The organism is Blautia segnis, from assembly GCF_014287535.1.
Lineage (GTDB): Bacteria > Bacillota > Clostridia > Lachnospirales > Lachnospiraceae > Blautia_A > Blautia_A acetigignens.
Map to the genome: position 1 here is coordinate 29,245 of NZ_JACOOT010000040.1, position 19,067 is coordinate 48,311.

Sequence of the window (19,067 nt, forward strand, 5' to 3'; positions counted from 1 at the left end):
GTATTTTTACGACAGTCCTCTTGCTTTGAAAAGTAGGTGAACATATTGAAATTTACGATTAAGCATGAGAAGAAAGGACGTATCAGGGTCCATCTTTTTCAGAAATATATGAATTACAATCAGGCAGACACCCTTCAGTATTATCTGGAGAATCTGTCCGGTGTAAAGAAAGCACAGGTATTTAACCGTACCTGTGACGCATTGATTTATTATACAGGAGACAGAAATGAGCTTCTGAAATCCATTCAGGCATTTGGATACACAAGAGTTTCTGTTCCGGTACAGGTTCTGGAGAATTCCGGAAGAGCATTAAATGAGACATACAAGGAGAAACTGGTAGATAAGATTCTTTTCCATTATGGAAGAAAGCTTCTTCTGCCGTATCCATGGTCTGTAATTTACACCACTGCAATGTCAGTGAAATACATCTGGCTTGGAATTAAGACCCTCTGGAAACGGAAAATCGAAGTTCCGGTACTGGATGCAACAGCCATTGGCGTATCCATTTTCCGCGGCGACTTCTCCACTGCAGGTTCTGTTATGTTCCTGCTTGGAATCGGCGAACTGCTTGAGGAGTGGACACACAAGAAATCTGTGGATGACCTTGCACGCACTATGTCCCTGAATACAGGTAAGGTATGGCTGCGCAGCGAAGGCACAGAGGTTCTTGTGGACGCAGACAAGATCCAGACTGGCGACATGGTTGTGGTACATATGGGAAATGTGATCCCATTTGATGGTGTGATCGCAGAAGGCGAGGCAATGGTCAATCAGGCCTCTCTCACTGGCGAATCCGTTCCGGTAAGAAAAGTGGAAGGAAATTCCGTATACGCAGGTACTGTAGTAGAAGAGGGCGAAGCTGTCCTTACTGTAAAAGCAGTAGGCGGAGCAAGCCGTTATGAGAAGATTGCAGCGATGATCGAAGATACTGAGAAGCTGAAATCCGGTCTTGAGAGCAAGGCAGAGCACCTGGCAGACAGACTGGTTCCGTACACACTTGGCGGCACTGCTTTAACTTATCTTCTTACTAGAAATGTAACCAAGGCAGTTTCCGTACTGATGGTTGACTTCTCCTGTGCACTGAAGCTGGCGATGCCGGTTTCCGTACTTTCCGCGATCCGCGAGGCCGGAGAATATAAGATCACTGTTAAGGGCGGTAAGTTCCTGGAGGCAATCGCTGACGCAGATACCATCGTATTTGACAAGACTGGTACTCTTACAAAGGCAGAGCCTACTGTAGCGAAGGTGGTTTCATTTGATGGAAAGAGCGAGGATGAGCTTCTTCGAATTGCAGCCTGCCTGGAGGAACATTTCCCTCACTCTATGGCAAAAGCTGTTGTAGATGCGGCGAAAGAGAGAAAGCTGGACCATGAGGAAATGCACTCCAAAGTAGAATATATTGTAGCGCATGGTATTTCTACAACCATCGAGGGCAAGAAGGTCATTATCGGAAGCTCCCACTTTGTATTTGAAGATGAGAAGTGCACCATTCCGGAAGGCATGGAAGAGCAGTTTAAGAATCTGCCAAATGAGTATTCCCATCTGTATCTTGCAATTGAAGGCAGTCTTGCTGCAGTCATCTGCATCGAGGATCCTCTTCGTGAGGAAGCACCGGCTGTGGTAAAAGCACTGAAAAAAGCCGGCTTTACCAAGGTTGTTATGATGACCGGAGACAGTGAGCGTACAGCCAAAGCTGTTGCTGCAAAAGTTGGCGTTGACGAGTATTATTCTGAGGTTCTTCCTGAGGATAAGGCAAGCTTTGTAGAAAAAGAGAAGGCAAAAGGCCGTAAGGTTGTGATGCTTGGTGATGGAATCAACGATTCTCCTGCACTTTCCGCAGCTGATGCAGGTATTGCGGTAAGCGAAGGTGCTGAAATTGCAAGAGAAATCGCAGATATTACCATCGGTGCAGACAACCTGGAAGGCATCGTAGTTCTGAAGAATATCAGTGATGCACTGATGAAGCGTATTCATAATAACTACAGAACTATCGTAGGATTTAACACAGGTCTGATTCTGCTTGGCGTTGCCGGAATCCTGCAGCCGACTACATCCGCACTGCTTCACAATACCTCTACACTGCTGATCGGTATGAACAGCATGAAGAATCTGGTGACAGAAGACATCTGATCTTTTTGCAGGATGTCGCTCAACTGGTTTAGTTAGGACCTATTAGAGAGTTAATGAGACTATTTTTCATTAGCTCTCTTTTTTTATTTTGCTACTTGACAGCAGTAAAGGATTAGGTTAAACTAACATCATAAAAGTTAGCACTTGCTAACTAAAGCGTATAAACCTGAAACCCGCAGGATATCCTGTGGCGAATACATGAGTGTAACCGTAAAATATAGAGATAGAAGTGAAAACTTCTAATTTTTTTAAGAAAGGGTTAGAATAAGCTAACAAAAATAAGAGATAAGAAACATAAGGGGAATAAGAATCCTGTAATTGGAAATGCTTATCATAAATGCTTAAAAACCCGGAAAGGACAGTTCACATGAGTATTGTAATTATTGGCGGCAACGAGAGAATGGTGTGTCAGTACACGGATATCTGCAAAGATTATGGCTATAAAGCAAAAGTTTTTCCAAAGGAGAACGGCGCAATCCGCAAGAAGATTGGATGTCCGGATCTGATGGTGCTTTTTACCAACACCGTGTCTCATAAAATGGTCATCAGTGCTTCCCAGGAAGCTAAGAAAAATAACATCCCGGTAGCACGTGTTCATACCAGCAGCGCAAGTGCTTTAAAATGCGCTCTTGATGAGCACTGTGTAATGGCATAAGGAGGCCGTCATGATCGAGAAATGTCTCATTGAGCATTGTGCTCCAACTCTTGCTTCCCTGAAAGCTGCAAATCTTTTTAATGCGTGCTGTGAAGAGGGAGAAAATATTGATCTTCAGCTTGTCATCTGGAACCAGATGATGAATCCAAAAGGAGTAAAGCTGATGGCTCTTCGCAAATGGAAGAATCACGCACTAATCTACGTATACCGTGAAAAAAGGCTGGCAGAGAATCTGAAGCGCCCGGGCGTAGCCAGATTTCTGAAAAAATATGGTTACCAAAACGGGGAGCCGGATCAGTGCCTTGCACTTTTGAGAAAGCGCTTTGAAGCAGCACAGGGCTTTCCTCATGAGATTGGGATTTTTCTTGATTATCCACTTGGAGATGTGATTGGTTTTATCCAGAACGGCGGACAGAATTATAAATGTTCCGGCTGCTGGAAAGTTTACTGCAATGAATGTGAAGCATTGAAAATGTTTCAGAAGTATCATAAATGCCGGGAAGTTTACCGAAATTTATGGGAAAAAGGCAGGAGTGTTCTGCAGCTGACAGTGGCTGCTTAACATACATAAAGAGTCGGCGATGGGAAATGAATACAAGAAAGTTTTCGGGGGCTGGCAACAAAATTATTAAGAAGAAAGAGGTAGAATGAAGTCATGAGTAAAGTAGCAGTTGTATATTGGAGCGGAACCGGTAATACAGAGGCAATGGCAAATAAAGTAGCAGAGGGTGCTAAGGCTGCTGGAGCAGAAGTAGAAGTAATCAGCGCTGACGATTTTGACGGAACAGATATCAGTGGTTTTGATGGCGTAGCTTTCGGATGCCCTGCAATGGGAGATGAGGAGCTTGAGGATTCCGTATTCCAGCCAGTATTTGAAGCATGTGAGGCAAAGCTTGCAGGCAAAAAAGTAGCACTTTTTGGTTCCTATGGCTGGGGAGACGGCGAGTGGATGCGCAGCTGGGAAGAGAAATGCCAGAACGATGGCGTTGCACTTGCTGTTGACAGCGTGATCTGCAACGAGGATCCGGATGATGAAGCTCAGGCTGCATGCATCGAGCTTGGAAAAGCAATCTGCTAATTGTTTTATAAAGAACATAAGTATATTGAAGAATATAAAATAAGAGCATAAGGAAACCTCCGTCCCGGCGTACCGCGAAATGCCTGGGAGGGAGGTTTTTTAGTGCGTAAAAATCCCCCGGAAAACAAAAAATTCCCCCTCTTTTCAAAGACTGGAAGATAGAGTAAGATGGTACCAGAGATAGTGATACCTTTGTGTATAAGTAGGTTTTGGGACAATATTTTAGTTCATAAAGGAGAATAAAAAATGGACGTTACAGAGAGAAAATACCAGTTTGGAACCGAAGAAAACCAGGCATTTATGAAAGAAATCAGAGAGGATCTGCTGAAGTTCGGACATCAGTTTCCATCACCAGGAGGAAGCTCCTATTACCTGGGGGATGACGGAACTCCATGGAAAGACAGAAACCGCGAAACATGGATCACATGCCGTATGACCCATGTGTACAGCATTGGCTCCATGCTGGGACATGAGGGTAGCGAAGCTCTGGTTGACGCGGCACTGAAGGGAATCCGCGGGGAACTTCACGATGACAAAAACGGCGGCTGGTACGCAGGCCTTACCAAGGACGGAGAGATTGTTCCTACCAAGCAGTGCTATGCACATGCATTTGTAATTCTGGCTGCCACATCAGGCATTCTTGCAGGCAGAGAGGGAGCAAAAGAGCTTCTGGAAGATGCCCTTAAGGTTTATGATCTTCGCTTCTGGAATGAGGAAGAGGGACTTTCCTGCGATACCTGGAATACAGAATTTACGGAACTGGATCCCTATCGCGGAGTAAACGCAAATATGCACACTGTTGAGGCATTTCTTGCAGCGGCAGATGCAATCGGTGATGAGAAATACCGCGTCCGCGCAGGCAGAATTATTGACCATGTGATCAGCTGGGCGAAGAATAACAGCTGGCGGATTCCAGAGCATTTTTACAGCAACTGGGAGCCGGATCTGGAATGCAACAAAGACCGTCCTGACGATCAGTTCAAGCCATACGGAGCCACTCCTGGCCACGGAATTGAATGGGCGAGACTGATTACCCAGTGGGCTCTTTCTACATACAAAGAGGACAAGACTGGTGCCGCTCCATATATTCAGGCAGCGGAGAATCTTTATAACCGTGCGATCGCAGACGGCTGGAACGCAGACGGCGCACCGGGAATCGTTTACACTACTGACTGGGACGGCAACCCTATCGTCCACGACAGAATGCACTGGACCCTGGCTGAAGCCATTAATACGTCTGCAGTTCTGTACCGTGTAACCGGAAAAGAAAAATACACAGCAGATTACTCTGAGTTTATGGCATATCTGGATGAAAAGGTCCTGGATCATGTAAACGGCTCCTGGTTCCATCAGCTTGACCGCCAGAACCATCTTCTGACAACCGTCTGGCCCGGCAAATCCGACATCTACCACGCCCTCCAGGCAACCCTGATCCCCTACTGCAATCCTGGCCTGTCTGTTGCGGCTGCGGTGAAAAAGCAGGATTACGCATAAGCTTTTGATGCATAATATTATCATGTAAACCAACGAAAACCTTGAATTTTCTATGGCACTAAATGGGACGATTCAAGGTTTTCGTTTGTTTTCCTCACCTTCTCCCGGTCGGAATTTTATGCCGAATTTTGTCGAACGATTTTTCTTTGTTTTACTCCTGTTCTGTGATAAACTTTTTCTATCTTATAAGAGCATTTCTTTTAAAAGAATTTTCTTTGCTTCATTTCGAAGCGAATATTTCTCGAAACAAACGGACTACATTTGATGCGCATCAATGCCTTGTGAAAAGACAGGAGAGACTTTATGGAAAATAAGCTGAAACAGTATTTTCCTATTATTCAGCAGATTTACTTTTACGGCAGTATAAAAGGTGTCTATACCATAGTGCTTTTTGAAAAAAGCCCGGTACAGTTCCACAAATATCCAGATGTATATACCCATTATATGTGTTTATACCACTTGACATTTTTTCGCAGACTGTGCACAATAACGGTATAAGGAACCTGCTTGAAGCATGGCTTGTATTTCTAAGCCCAGACTCGCCGGAGCTGATGATCAGCCTGATTACAGAGTACCCGAAGTTCAAAGTCATGTACGAGCATTTATATTACATTTGCCAGAATGTGGAAAGGATGATGGAAATGTATTCAGCAGAACTTAAAATACTTGACCGAAACACCGTGCAGTACATGGTAGATCAGATGCAAGAGGCGATTAATTCGTTAAGTGCGGAGGTAAGCACGAAGCAAGAAACGATTGAGTCGCTAAGTGCGGAGGTAAGTACGAAGCAGGAGTCAATTGATTCACTTAGCTTAGAGTTGAACATGAAGCAAGAAGCACTTCAATCTAAAGAGCAGCAATTAGAAGAAGCTCATCAGAAAATCAAAGAACTTCAGCAGTTGCTTGGAAAGTAAAACCAGGACGAATACGTGTTGGGAAAACTGATGCATGAGAACTGAACCAGTCATTTTTCCAAAAGCGAACTGGAAGTTTTCCGATATTCCCCCGGTGTCATCCCATACGCTTTCTTAAAAGTGCGCATGAAATGCTCCGTTGTTTCATACCCCACAAGCTTGCAGATGGATGGAATGCTCAGTGTGGTTTCCCGGAGGGCGCGGCAGGCCTGGTTTAGTTTAATATCACGTATGATCTGAAGGAAGGTACGCCCGGTACCTTCCTTTATTAATTTGCTGAAATGAGAGGAACTGTAGCCAAAATGCGCAGCAGTGTCGCTAAGCGATGCAATCTGGAAATTCTGGTTCAGGTAGTTCAGAATTTCAGTCATGGAACTGCCAGTAGTCTCCTTTGTGAGGATGGATTCAATATCATTTTCGTGGTAGCGAAGAAGCTTGGCCCAGAATAAGATCAGCATGGAGTTGAGAAAAGTATAGCTGTATTTCTCATGGCCAAGATATTCTATAAAAAGCTTCTCCACAGATTTCATAACAATTTTATCATTTCCAGTGTGGAAAATCAGAAAATTCCCCTCTGTTTTGTGATAGAGCACATGGGTAAAAAACTGGGACAGTGCGCTGTCTGCAGTCAGTGTCTGGAAAAAGGTGGACTGGAAAGCGGAAGTCCGCACCAGAATATTGATGGCAATGCTGTCATCAAAAATACTCACGCTGTGTCTGGTGTGAGGAGGGATAATGCACACATCTCCCTGCTGCAAAGTATGCGGAATCCCCTGGATGGTGGTCTTTACCGTGCCGTCATAAATGCACATAATTTCAAAAAATTCATGCTCATGGGCAAAGGCTGGAGTGTAGCGGTAGTGCTTGGAAAGCATAATATCCCCTGTAAAATCCTGGAATAAAGTTCCTTCATTCAGATAAGGGAGCCACCCTTCCTTGCGAAGGGCAGGAACATAAAGCTTGCGCTGGGCGATCATTTCCCTGTCCAGATTCTGGCAGTATTCTCGAAACGTCTCTGGATGCTCTTTCTCTGCAAAATAGAGATCACGGTAAAAAATCTCATCCTGTTCGTAAGAATGTATGTAATTCTGAAATTCACTTCTGGTTAATTTCATAGTACGATCCTCATTGCGTTGTCTATAGATAAGCTGAGTATACCATATCTGATTTTATAAGAAAAGTGATAGTTGACCGAAGCTGTAATAGAAAAAAGATTATATTTTCCCGAAAAAAAATCATAAAAAAAATCAGTATTTCGCAAAAAAAATCACAATTGGAGAAACCTGTAAAAAAGGGTAAAGTAAAACCATAAAAGACGGAGGTAATGAAAATGAACGAAGTGGAAAAAAAGTAAAAATCGGACTTTGGCGTCAGAGAATCGGCTATGGTTCCTCTGATTTTGCATGTAATCTGATCTGGCAGATGATTTCCCTGTATCTGCTGTATTTTTACACAAATGTAATGCATTTAAATGCAGGGGCAGTCAGCATTATGTTCCTGGTAACCAAATTTATTGACGGTGTGTCCGATCTGATCGTTGGCTATCTCATTGACAAGACCAATACCAGATGGGGAAAATCAAGACCCTGGATCCTGTTTGGAGCAATTCCCTTTGGCGTAACAGCAGTCCTTGCTTTCTCTGTACCGGATATAGGACAGACTGGAATGCTGATCTACGCATACGTAACCTATATTTTACTGTCAACATCCTACACAATTGTCAACATTCCAATGGCATCCATTCTTCCGGCGCTTAGTGAAAACCCGCATGAGAGAACCGTTCTTGCTTCCTGCAGAACCTTCTTCTCCTCTGTTGGTTCTACGGTTGTAAGTGCTTTTGCCTTAACTCTTGTAGATAAATTTGGAAATGGAAATGAAGCCCTTGGTTTCCGTATTGTTATGATCATCTTCGGTGTGATCGGCTGCCTGGCATTTTTCTTCTGCTTCTTTAACACAAAAGAACGTGTTATGGTACAGGCGGAAAAAGTTAGCCTGAAAGCAAACATTTCCTGTCTGCTTCACAATGGCCCGTGGAAATTATTTGCGCTGAACATTGTATGGTTTTTCGGCGGATATGTAATTCAGGCAAGTGCAGTTATTTACTATTTTACCTATGTAGTACAGAACACCAGCATGGTTCAGATCGTTGCCACCATTACAACACTGGTGCCAATTGTAACCAACCTTCTGGCTCCATTCCTTGTAAAGCTTACAAGCAAGAGAAACCTGATGATCGGGGAAGCATGGTACATGCAGGCGGTCTTCTCATCATCTTCTTTGGGGGTACCAATGTTCCGGTGCTGATCGGCGGTGCAGTGGTCGCAGCAGCCGGATACGGTCTGAAAGGAAGCATGCACTTTGCAATGCAGCCTGACCCGGTTGACTATGGCGAGTGGAAGAGCGGTGTAAATACAGCGGGAACTCTTTCCGCAGTAAACGGATTTATTGGAAAAGTGGGCATGGCAATTGCCAGCAGTATTGGTGCAGCACTGCTTCAGTTCGGCGGATTTGACGCAGTTCTTTCCGTACAGTCTGCAACTGCACAGAGCTACATCACAACCATGTACATTTGGGTTCCCATCGTGATGAACATTGCAACAATTATCACCATGATGTTCTATAACCTTGATAAAATTTACCCGCAGATCATCAAGGAATTAGATGAAAGAAGAGCAGCATAATCCCTGAAAGGAGACATTAGAAGATGGTAAAATTAAACGTGAAAATCGTGTCCATGCAGGATGCCGATAAATTTAACAAAATCTGCAGCAAATTTGACTGCGACATGGATCTGCAGAGCGGAAAATATTATGTGGACGCCAAGTCCATCATGGGAATTTTCAGCCTGGACCTGAGCCAGCCGCTGGTGCTTAACGCAGATACAGATGATGAGCAGAAGGTGCGAGAAGCATTTGCGGAATTTGTTCAAGAAGCATAATTGCCAGACGAAAACCGATTATTGCCATAATCCCATGCGCCCCGGAAATCATTCCGGGGCGTTTGCTGCGTTGAGAAAAGAATGCCGCCTGAACTTTGTTCTGTTATGTTTGTATGGCTTGACATTTTTTACAGAATGTGCACAATAACAGTATAAGTAAAGTGCTATTTATAAAAATAAGGGGGTATCAATGAAACTTACAGAAAAACGCTTTAAATACACATTCTTCACAAGTATTTTCGTAGGTCTTGCGGCACATTTATTTGCACTTACCAATGTACTGCAGAATTACGATAATATCTCACAGACACCAGTGGGTGTTGGAACAGGTGTTACATCAGGAAGGTGGGTAATTGAGTTATTGTCCCAGCTTCATATAAAGTACGGCGTGAACTATAATATTCCTATGGTGAACGGGCTGATTGCCATTTTTCTTTTATCCGTGAGTGTCTGCCTGATCATCGATGTACTGAATATTCAGTCTGTACCGCTTTGCTGTGTATTTGCAGGAATTTTTATCAGCTTTCCTGTTGTTACCAGTTCCATGTTCTTTATGTATGTGGTAGAATATAATTCCCTCGCAGCATTTTTAGCAGTCCTGGCCGTCTGGGTGGCCAGAAAATACCATTGGATCGGTCTCGTCGGCGGAACTCTTTGCCTTGCAGTATCCCTTGGAATCTATCAGGCCTATCTGCCAATGACTGCAAGTTTGTTTGTTATTTTGCTGTTAAAAGAGGTTCTGTCGGGTAAATCCAGATTGCTTACGGTACTTTGCAGAGGAGTTCTTGATCTTTTTACTATGATTCTGGGATTTGCAGCATATTATGGCTGTATGAAATGGAATTTGGCAAAACACGGCGCCGAATTGTCTGATTATCAGGGAATTAATAATATGGGAAATATTTCTTTACGCAGTCTTCCGGGACTTCTGAAGCGTGCGGTGGGAGATATCGTAAAGATGCCATTCATTGATTATTATGGAATTTCATCTACAGTTGTTGTCAGAATCGCAATTGTGATTCTTGCAATAATTTCATTTGTGGGGATTGTTTATCTACTTTGGGCAAAGAAAGCCAGAGTGAGCCTGATTTTAGAATGTATTTTGCTGTGCATGATTTTTCCATTGGCAGTAAACGGCATCACCATTATGTGCTCTGAGAGCGAAATCTATACCATGATGGTATATGGCTCTGTTTTCATTTTTCTGGTGCCGGTTATGGTTATGGATCTGATCGTTCAAAACGCAGATGTGAAAATCAATAAGCTTTCCCGCCGAAAGCTGTATCTGTATGGACGAAACAGCGTAGCAGCACTTCTGATTCTGGTCACGGTTCAATATGTCTGGCTGTCCAATGGAAATTATATGGCAATGTATTACAATACAGAACAAACCAAAGCATATTTAAGTTCCATGCTGACACAGGTACGAATGACGGAAGGCTTTAATACCTCTCTTAGCTGGGCGTTTATTGGAAAAGTATCGGATGAGACCTTTCATAATCAGTGGAAGGACTCCAATAAATTCCACTATGGAGGCAACGGAGTTACAGAAGAAAAACCGCTTGTAAACTATTATTCCAGAAAATCCTGGTTCTGGCATTACATGGGATATGTACCAAACCTTGTTGACAATGACCAGGTAAAAGAACTGAGAAAAGATCCTTATGTAAAAAATATGCCCTGTTATCCGGATTACGGATCAATTGCAATCTATAAGGACACCGTTATTATCAAGTTATCTGACTAAAAAGCTATGGGTTAAAGCAGTGATTTCATGTGAGCATGGAGTTGCTGCTTTTTTGTTGTAAAATTCGTAAAAAAGGTCAGTATTTCATCTCAAAAAAAACAATTGGAAAACACCTAAAAAAGAGGTAAAGTAAACCCATCGAAGGAAGAGTACCGAAAGGAGAAAAGAATTATGCCAGAAGTAAGCATTGATTTAAATATGGTTCGTGTAACCAACGATGATTTTGTAAAAAAAGCAGAGGCCTGCGCACCGAAGCTTCAGGAGACCGTTGTAAAGCCAGTTTCTATCGTGGATGTTGTAAAAACAGAAAACATATATCCAGATGTAGTTGTCAAAGACTCCATTGAAAATCTTTCCAGCTACCATCTTGCCAAAGGGGACAAGCTGTGCCTGGACTTTGGAGATCACCAGGTTGGATATGTAACTCTGAAGCTTGCTTCTGTAGGAAGCCCGCAGGACTCACCTGCATTTTTCCGTCTGAAATTCGGAGAGATTGCAAAAGAGATGACGGAGGATTCCGCAGACTATGACGGATGGATCAGCCGCGGATGGATCCAGGAAGAATTTATTCATATTGATGTGCTGCCAGCAGAACTGAAGCTGCCAAGACGCTATGCTTTCCGCTATCTGGAAATCGAGGCAATCGATACTTCCCTGAAATGGCAGATGGTTGTGGAGGATGTAACCTGTGTCAGTGTTTCTTCTGTAAACATGGATCAGGTAAAGCCTATCAAGAGTGATGACGAAATGATCCGTACACTGGACAAGGTCAGCCTGCGTACTTTAATGAACTGCATGCAGTCTGTATTTGAAGACGGCCCGAAACGTGACCGCAGACTGTGGCTGGGAGACCTGAGACTTCAGGCACTGGCAAATTATGATACATTTAAAAACTATGACCTGGTAAAAAGATGTCTTTACCTGTTTGCAGGCCAGACAAGAGATGACGGAATGGTAAGCGCCTGCCTGTTTACAGAGCCGAAATTTATTGTGGATGATACCTTCCTTCTGGACTACTCTATGTTCTACGGAGCCGCACTTCTTGATTACTATAAGGCTTCCGGTGACATGGAGACTCTTCGTGACCTGAGCAAATGTGCTTACCGCCAGATGGAGCTTGCAGGAAAACAGTTTGACGAGAAAGATCTTCTGATCTGCGGCGAAGGCTTCTGGGCATTTATCGACTGGACTGATGGCCTGGACAAGCAGGCTGCGATGCAGGGCGTATATATTTATTGTGCGAAAAAGGTACGTGAAATTGCTGAAATCCTTGGGGATACCGAAAAAGCAGCAGAGCTTGCAAAGGAAGAAAAAGCCAAAACAGAAGCAGCAAAAAAATATCTTCTGGATTCTGAAGCCGGACTGTTTGTAAGTGGACCGGACAGACAGATTAATTATGCAAGCCAGGTTTGGATGGTACTTGCTGGTGCAGTAGACAAAGAAGACGGCGCACAGATTCTTGAAAAAATAACAGACATGAAGCCGGAAAAAGGTATGGTTTCCCCGTATATGAATCATCATTATGTAGAAGCACTTCTTCTTTGCGGGAAAAAAGAGCAGGCTCTTGACTATATGAAATACTACTGGGGCGGAATGATCAGCCACGGAGCAGACACCTTCTGGGAGCTTTATAATCCGGAAAATCCGGCAGAGTCTCCTTATGGAAGCAGTATTGTTAACAGCTACTGCCATGCGTGGAGCTGTACTCCGACTTATCTTTTGAGAAAATATTTTGCCTGAGGAGGAAATAATTATGACACGTGTTTTAAAAGAAAGAACTTTTTCAGGAACAACTAACCCGGAAGCTGCGTCATGGGAGAATGAACATCGCCAGATAGCAAGAGAAGCAGCAGATGAGGGAATTGTTCTTCTGAAAAATGAAGACCAGATACTGCCTCTGAAACCGGGAAGTGCAGTTGCTGTTTATGGTGCAGGCGCAGGCAGAACAATCAAGGGTGGAACTGGCTCCGGTGATGTAAATGAGCGTGAGAACATTTCTATCTGGCAGGGGCTGAAAAATGCAGGTTACCAAATCACCAATGAAGACTGGATCAGCAGCTACGATCAGATTTATGAGAAAGCCCGTCAGGACTGGAAAAATGATATTAATGCAAGAGCCAGCCAGACTGGCGGTGATGTGATGGACTTTTTTACGGTTTACAGTACAACACCCTTTATTATGCCAACTGGTGATCCTGTAAAGGTACCGGAAGCTGATGAAAGCACAGACACTGCAATCTATGTACTGAGCCGTGTTGCCGGAGAAGGCGCAGACCGCAATGCAGATAAAGGAGATTATTATCTGAAGGATGACGAGCACCAGATGCTGGCAGATCTTTGCCAATATTACAAAAATGTTATTATTGTTATCAATGCAGGCGGACAGGTGGACCTTTCCTTTATGGATGAATTTTCCAATATCAAAGCACTTCTGGTGATTGTACAGCCTGGAATGGAAGGAGGAAATGCTTTCGCAGATGTCATTTCCGGCAAGGTAAATCCATCTGGAAAGCTGGTGGATTCCTGGGCATATAAATATGAGGATTATCCAAGCGCGGCTACTTTTTCCCACAATAACGGTAATGTGGAAAAGGAGTTCTATGAGGAAGGGCTTTATGTAGGATATCGCTATTTTCATACATTTGGAATTCCGGTTCGCTATGGCTTTGGATACGGACTTTCCTATACCACATTTGAAATTCAGAATGCGTCAATTAAAAAAGAACAGACAAATCTTCTGAAGGTTTCCATGTCTGTAAAGAATACTGGTGCTGTTGCTGGAAAGGAAGTTGTACAGGCATATGCTTCCTTACCTGGTGGCTCCATGGAAAAAGAAGCACATCGTCTGATCGCATATGCAAAAACAGAACTGTTACAGCCAGGAGAGGCACAGAGCATCACGCTGGAAATCCCGGCAGAATGCTTAACATCCTATGATGAGAAAAAAGCAGCATGGGTTCTGGAAAAAGGATTTTATGGAATCTTTCTTGGAAACAGCCTGGAAAGTGCCAATTTGACATTCGGGCTGCAGCTGGATCAGGATGCAGTTCTGGAAAAAGTGAAGAATCTTTTTCCGCTAAAGGATGCATTAAAAGAATTAGAGCAGCCAGCAGGTGCAACCTGTAAACGTGAAGCTGTACAGGCTGCGCTTGCCAGGTCAAAGCAGCTTCCGGTTCTGGAACTGAAAGCAGCTGAGTTTAAGACAAAGGAAATTGTATACCGTAAGAACAGTGAATTGGCTGCACCTGAGGCAATGGAATTTGTAAATACTCTTTCTGTTGAAGAGCTTATTAATCTGGCTGCCGGTGATCCTGGAAAAGCACAGGGTGGAAACCTGGGAGCAGCCGGAATTTCCGTACCAGGCTCCGCAGGTGAGACACATAGATGTGCTATTGACAAAGGTCTGGCAAGTATTGTTCTTGCAGATGGCCCGGCTGGCCTTCGCCTTATGAAATATTACAATGTAAATGAAGGAAAGATCATTTCCATGCCATTTGAATTCAGTCTGGAAGGCGGACTTTTCTACAATGGTCCTACTGAGCTTCCTGGCGACAGATACTACCAGTACTGTACGGCAATTCCAGTGGGAACCATGCTGGCACAGACCTGGAATACAGCCCTGATTGAAAAAGTGGGCGCTATGATCGGAAAAGAGATGGAGCATTTCGGAGTTACCTTATGGCTTGCTCCTGGAATGAATATCCACAGAAATCCTCTTTGTGGAAGAAACTTTGAGTACTATTCCGAGGATCCGTATGTAGCAGGTACCATTGCAGCTGCCATGACAAATGGCGTACAGTCCAACTATGGATGCGGAACTACCATCAAGCATTTTGCCTGCAACAACCAGGAAGACAATCGTATGGGCTCTGACAGCATTGTTTCTGAGAGAACCATCCGTGAGCTTTACCTGAAGGGCTTTGAGCTTGCAGTGAAAGAATCTCAGCCTCTTTCCATTATGACAAGTTATAATCTGATCAACGGCGTTCACGCTGCCAACAATTATGATCTTTGCACAGAGGTGGCAAGAAATGAGTGGGGCTTTGGCGGTGTCATCATGACCGACTGGACAACAACTGAACGTGATGACAGCTGTACAGCTTCTGGCTGCATGCGCGCCGGAAACGACCTGGTTATGCCAGGCTGCTTTGGCGACCATGACAATATGAAAAAGGAACTGGAAGCAGGGACTCTGAAGCTGGAGGATCTGAAAGCCTGCATCGCAAGGCTGGTCAGCGTAATCTGGAAATCCAATCAGTATGAGGAAAATTAAATAAATTTTTATATAAAGGAATCCCCCGGAGACATATGGTGCTCCGGGGGATTCTTTTACGAAATATTCATTGATTTAGAGCGTGCAACCAAAATCATTTCCGCAATTTGCACGCCCCACTTTGCAGTATATTTTACACGAATTCAGTTGCCGTAGCTGGAATGAGAAGAATTCTATTCATCCCATCCTTCATACAACCGTATATTCACCTGAATATTCCGCACTACATCGCCCTCTTCCAGTTCCATGTCGTCAGGGTCGGTAATGGGCGGGAGTTCCGGGACTTCTTCGGAAAGCTCTACTGAGATCCAGTCGAAAGCAGCGGCGTTGGCATTTTCGATGGCTTCGTCTAAGGTGTCACCTTCTCCGAAGCAGCCCTCCAGGTCGGGGAAAGTTCCCTTGTAGCGGCCGTCTTCGGTTTTCTTAAAAACTGCAGGATATATAAATTTCATAATAAACCTCCCAGGAAAATAAAGTAATAAAATCCATTTTTAGAAATATTATAAGCGTTTGAGTATGGAAATACAAGAGAGTAAACAGCAACATATTTATATAAATGGAAAAAGGGAACGGGATTGTAAAAACTTCTGTAAAATGATATTCTTACATGTAGAAGTAGTTTACACAATACTGTTGAAAAACGATCGTATTTTAGAAAAACAACTGCGGGAGGTGAACCATGGAATTTCAGCATGAACTGATCATACCTAATGAGGGACTGCCATTTAAAATATTTTTATTTGAGGGCGGACATGGCAATTATGAGAGAGAGAAGCACTGGCATACATCCATTGAGATTTTTGCAGTGCTGAAAGGCGGGCTGACGTTTTTCCTGAATGATGAGGAATATCCGCTGGAGGCGGGCGGACTGATTATTATTAATTCCAATGAGATTCATTCCATCCATGCGCCAGGCAAAAACGAAACTGTGGTATTGCAGATTCCTCTGAAGCAGTTTGAGAAATATTTTACGGCACAGCGCTTCATCCGTTTCACAAGCGCTGCCCGTGTAGCCAAGGATCGGAAAAACAAGGCACCGGATAACCGGAAGCTGGCCTTTTTCATAGAAGAGCTGTACAAGGCATACCGGGCAAAGGAAGAGGGCTGGGAGTACCGGACCATGGCGCTGTATTACAATATTTTGTATCTTATGGTACGGGATTACCGTGAGACAGAAGCCGCCCAGGAGGAAATCCAGGACAGCCGCCGTCTGGATGCTTTGTCAAAAATTACCAGTTATATGCGGGAGCATTATACAGAAGAAATGAAACTCTCTGACATGGCTGCCCTTTTTGGATATTCCGATGCCTATTTGTCGCGAATGTTCAAAAAGTATGCGAAAATCAATTTTAAGGCGTATTTGCAGGAAATCCGTATGTCCTACGCCTACAGGGAGCTGAGTAACACAGAGAAAACCATCAGCCAGATTGCCCTGGACAACGGATTTGCAAGCAGCAGGGCATTTTCCCGGGAATTCCAGAAAAAGTATGGGGATCTTCCAAGCGAGCTAAGACAAAAGCTTGCAGTCATTCGCTGATAACAAAAGGTCAAAAAAGTGCTATAGATAAGACAAGAAATCCGTCGAAAAGCATGCCAGGATATGGTATGCTTTTTTCAGCTTAAAAAAGAGCCTGAGGTCAGGCAAAAGGAGGTTAAACGTGAAGATTCAGAAAGTAACAGATCTGGCATTCCGTAAATACGGACAGGTGCTGGAGGGATACGACTTTACAAGCCTTATTAAAGAAATGAAACACACACCGGTTCCGGAGGACGTAATCTACGTTCCGTCTGTGGAGGAGCTGGAAGCACTGGATGTTATGAAAGACCTGCAGAACAAGGGATACGGCGGACTGCCTATCCAGATCGGATACTGCAACGGACATAACAAGAAATTAAATGCAGTGGAGTATCACCGCAATTCCGAGATCAATGTGGCAGTAACAGACCTGGTTCTTCTGATTGGACATCAGCAGGACATCGAGCCGGATCATACATATGACACATCTAAGATCGAGGCATTCCTGGTACCTGCAGGAACCGGAATTGAAGTTTACGCAACCACACTTCACTATGCACCATGCCATGTGAACGAAGGCGGTTTCCAGTGCGTTGTTGTACTGCCGAAGGGAACCAACACAGAGCTTACTTTCCCAACTGAGAAGACCGGAGAGGACAGCCTGATGACAGCCAAGAACAAATGGCTGATCGCCCATGAGGATGCGAAGATCGAAGGCGCATTCAATGGCCTGAAAGGTGAGAACATCACAATCGACTAAGTTTTTCAAATTAATTATAGCAGTCAAATAATAAGAAAATTTAAATATGGAGGAATACCTATTATGAATAATATACCAGTAGTAAAACTTGGATTAATCGCAGTAAGCCGTGACTGTTTCCCAATCGAGCTTTCCGAGAAGAGACGCGCAGCTATCATGGAAGCTTACAAAGGAGAGCTTTATGAATGTCCAGTAACTGTTGAGAATGAGAAGGACATGGAGAAGGCTCTTGAGGATGTAAACAAGGCAGAGTGCAACGCACTGGTTGTTTTCCTTGGAAACTTCGGACCTGAGACTCCTGAGACTCTGATTGCAGAGAGATTTGACGGACCTTGCATGTATGTAGCAGCTGCTGAAGGCGACGGCGACATGATCAACGGACGTGGTGATGCTTACTGCGGTATGCTGAACTGCTCCTACAACTTAAAGATGCGTCATCTTGAGGCTTATATTCCGGAATATCCGGTAGGAAGAGCTGATGACATTGCGAAGATGATCGCAGACTTCGTACCAGTTGCACGTGCTGTCATCGGTGTTCGCAATCTGAAGATCATTACCTTTGGACCGCGTCCGCAGGACTTCTTCGCATGCAACGCACCGATCAAGGGACTTTATGAGCTGGGTGTTGAGATCGAAGAGAACTCTGAGCTTGACCTTCTGGTTGCTTACAAAGAGCATGAGAACGATCCTCGTATCCCGGAAGTTTGCGCAGATATGGCAAAAGAGATGGGCGAAGGCAGATACTATGCTGACCTTAGCGAGAGAATGGCACAGTTTGAGCTGACTCTTCTTGACTGGGCAGAGGCTCACAAGGGTGCAAGAAAATACGTTGCATTCGCTGACAAATGCTGGCCTGCATTCCCGTCACAGTTCGGATTTGAGCCTTGCTATGTAAACAGCCGTCTTGCTTCCAGAGGAATTCCGGTATCCTGTGAGGTTGATATTTACGGAGCACTCAGCGAGTACATCGGACTTTGCATTTCTCAGGATGCTGTTACACTCCTTGACATCAACAACTCTGTTCCGCAGTACATTTATGATGAGGACATCAAGGGAAGATATGATTACAAGCTGACAGATACATTCATGGGCTTCCATTGCGGAAATACTCCGGCATGCAAGATGTGCGAGTCCAGAGCAGTTAAATATCAGCTGATCCAGCACAGACTTCTTGAGCCGGCAGGATCTGAGCCAGACTTTACAAGAGGAACTCTTGAGGGAGATATCGCTGCATCTGATATTACATTCTATCGTCTGCAGTGCAACTCTGAAGGAGAACTGGTTTCCTATGTTGCAGAAGGTGAAGTCCTTGATGTACCTACAAGATCCTTCGGCGGTATCGGTATTTTCGCAATCAAGGAGATGGGAAGATTCTACCGTCACGTTCTCATCGAGGGCAACTTCCCGCATCATGGCGCAGTTATGTTTGGACACTACGGAAAAGCATTCTATGAAGTAGTGAAATTCCTTGGACTTGATGTGAAGAAGATCGGTTACAACCAGCCGGCTGGTGTAAGATATCCAACTGAGAATCCATGGGGCTAATTAAGTAACGTTAATAA

The 19,067-nt window shown here is 44.1% G+C and carries 14 protein-coding genes and 4 pseudogenes; 15 read left to right on the forward strand and 3 right to left on the reverse strand.

Annotation, left to right across the window (positions count from 1 at the left end):
- Positions 1–45: 45 nt before the first annotated feature.
- From H8S54_RS17355 to H8S54_RS17380, 6 genes are all read left to right on the forward strand, one after another.
- A complete protein-coding gene (locus H8S54_RS17355) occupies positions 46–2,130 on the forward strand; it encodes a heavy metal translocating P-type ATPase (protein ID WP_243176885.1) in 2,085 nt (694 codons plus the stop codon).
- Between the two features lie 367 nt (positions 2,131–2,497).
- Positions 2,498–2,785, forward strand: coding sequence for a DUF2325 domain-containing protein (locus H8S54_RS17360; protein WP_021926341.1), 288 nt, complete (start codon positions 2,498–2,500; stop codon positions 2,783–2,785).
- Between the two features lie 10 nt (positions 2,786–2,795).
- The gene (locus tag H8S54_RS17365) at positions 2,796–3,347 is read left to right on the forward strand and encodes a DUF3793 family protein (RefSeq protein ID WP_021926342.1); all 552 of its coding nucleotides are present in this window, start codon (positions 2,796–2,798) and stop codon (positions 3,345–3,347) included.
- Positions 3,348–3,440: 93 nt separating this feature from the next.
- Entirely contained in the window at positions 3,441–3,863 is a 423-nt protein-coding gene (locus H8S54_RS17370) for a flavodoxin (RefSeq protein ID WP_021926343.1), read from the forward strand.
- Between the two features lie 246 nt (positions 3,864–4,109).
- Positions 4,110–5,357, forward strand: a complete 1,248-nt coding sequence (locus H8S54_RS17375; RefSeq protein WP_186901915.1) for an AGE family epimerase/isomerase — start codon at positions 4,110–4,112, stop codon at positions 5,355–5,357.
- Positions 5,358–5,998: 641 nt separating this feature from the next.
- Positions 5,999–6,271: a hypothetical protein gene (locus H8S54_RS17380; protein WP_186901916.1), complete on the forward strand. Its 273-nt coding sequence runs from the start codon at positions 5,999–6,001 to the stop codon at positions 6,269–6,271.
- A 50-nt stretch (positions 6,272–6,321) separates the two neighbouring features.
- Here H8S54_RS17380 and H8S54_RS17385 read toward each other — a convergent pair whose 3' ends face one another.
- Positions 6,322–7,386, reverse strand: coding sequence for an AraC family transcriptional regulator (locus H8S54_RS17385; protein ID WP_117853097.1), 1,065 nt, complete (start codon positions 7,384–7,386; stop codon positions 6,322–6,324).
- Between the two features lie 307 nt (positions 7,387–7,693).
- Between H8S54_RS17385 and H8S54_RS17390 the strand changes: the two are divergent.
- From H8S54_RS17390 to H8S54_RS17410, 5 genes and pseudogenes are all read left to right on the forward strand, one after another.
- Positions 7,694–8,952 (forward strand): annotated as a pseudogene (locus tag H8S54_RS17390) (MFS transporter).
- Between the two features lie 23 nt (positions 8,953–8,975).
- The gene (locus H8S54_RS17395; RefSeq protein WP_021926350.1) at positions 8,976–9,209 is read left to right on the forward strand and encodes an HPr family phosphocarrier protein; all 234 of its coding nucleotides are present in this window, start codon (positions 8,976–8,978) and stop codon (positions 9,207–9,209) included.
- Positions 9,210–9,399: 190 nt separating this feature from the next.
- Positions 9,400–10,956, forward strand: coding sequence for a glucosyltransferase domain-containing protein (locus H8S54_RS17400; RefSeq protein ID WP_186901917.1), 1,557 nt, complete (start codon positions 9,400–9,402; stop codon positions 10,954–10,956).
- A 171-nt stretch (positions 10,957–11,127) separates the two neighbouring features.
- Positions 11,128–12,696, forward strand: a complete 1,569-nt coding sequence (locus tag H8S54_RS17405) for an alpha-L-rhamnosidase-related protein (RefSeq protein WP_186901918.1) — start codon at positions 11,128–11,130, stop codon at positions 12,694–12,696.
- A 13-nt stretch (positions 12,697–12,709) separates the two neighbouring features.
- The gene (locus tag H8S54_RS17410; protein ID WP_186901919.1) at positions 12,710–15,229 is read left to right on the forward strand and encodes a glycoside hydrolase family 3 protein; all 2,520 of its coding nucleotides are present in this window, start codon (positions 12,710–12,712) and stop codon (positions 15,227–15,229) included.
- Positions 15,230–15,285: 56 nt separating this feature from the next.
- On the opposite strand, the pseudogene H8S54_RS19515 reads toward H8S54_RS17410, so the two are convergent.
- Positions 15,286–15,363, reverse strand: a pseudogene (locus tag H8S54_RS19515) (DUF6783 domain-containing protein); the annotation flags it as partial.
- On the opposite strand from H8S54_RS19515, the pseudogene H8S54_RS19520 reads away from it, so the two are divergent.
- A pseudogene (locus H8S54_RS19520) lies at positions 15,328–15,534 on the forward strand (DUF6783 domain-containing protein); the annotation flags it as partial. The pseudogenes H8S54_RS19515 and H8S54_RS19520 sit on opposite strands and share 36 nt — an antisense overlap.
- On the opposite strand, the pseudogene H8S54_RS17415 reads toward H8S54_RS19520, so the two are convergent.
- Positions 15,448–15,681 (reverse strand): annotated as a pseudogene (locus H8S54_RS17415) (type II toxin-antitoxin system HicB family antitoxin); the annotation flags it as partial. The pseudogenes H8S54_RS19520 and H8S54_RS17415 sit on opposite strands and share 87 nt — an antisense overlap.
- Positions 15,682–15,908: 227 nt before the next feature.
- Here H8S54_RS17415 and H8S54_RS17420 point away from each other — a divergent pair.
- The 3 genes from H8S54_RS17420 (at position 15,909) to H8S54_RS17430 (ending at position 19,050) form a co-directional block, all read left to right on the forward strand.
- Positions 15,909–16,766, forward strand: coding sequence for an AraC family transcriptional regulator (locus tag H8S54_RS17420; protein WP_186901920.1), 858 nt, complete (start codon positions 15,909–15,911; stop codon positions 16,764–16,766).
- Positions 16,767–16,887: 121 nt separating this feature from the next.
- On the forward strand, positions 16,888–17,505 hold the full coding sequence (locus H8S54_RS17425) for a DUF4867 family protein (protein WP_186901921.1): 618 nt from the start codon (positions 16,888–16,890) through the stop codon (positions 17,503–17,505).
- Between the two features lie 63 nt (positions 17,506–17,568).
- Entirely contained in the window at positions 17,569–19,050 is a 1,482-nt protein-coding gene (locus H8S54_RS17430; RefSeq protein WP_117853106.1) for an L-fucose/L-arabinose isomerase family protein, read from the forward strand.
- Positions 19,051–19,067: the final 17 nt, after the last annotated feature.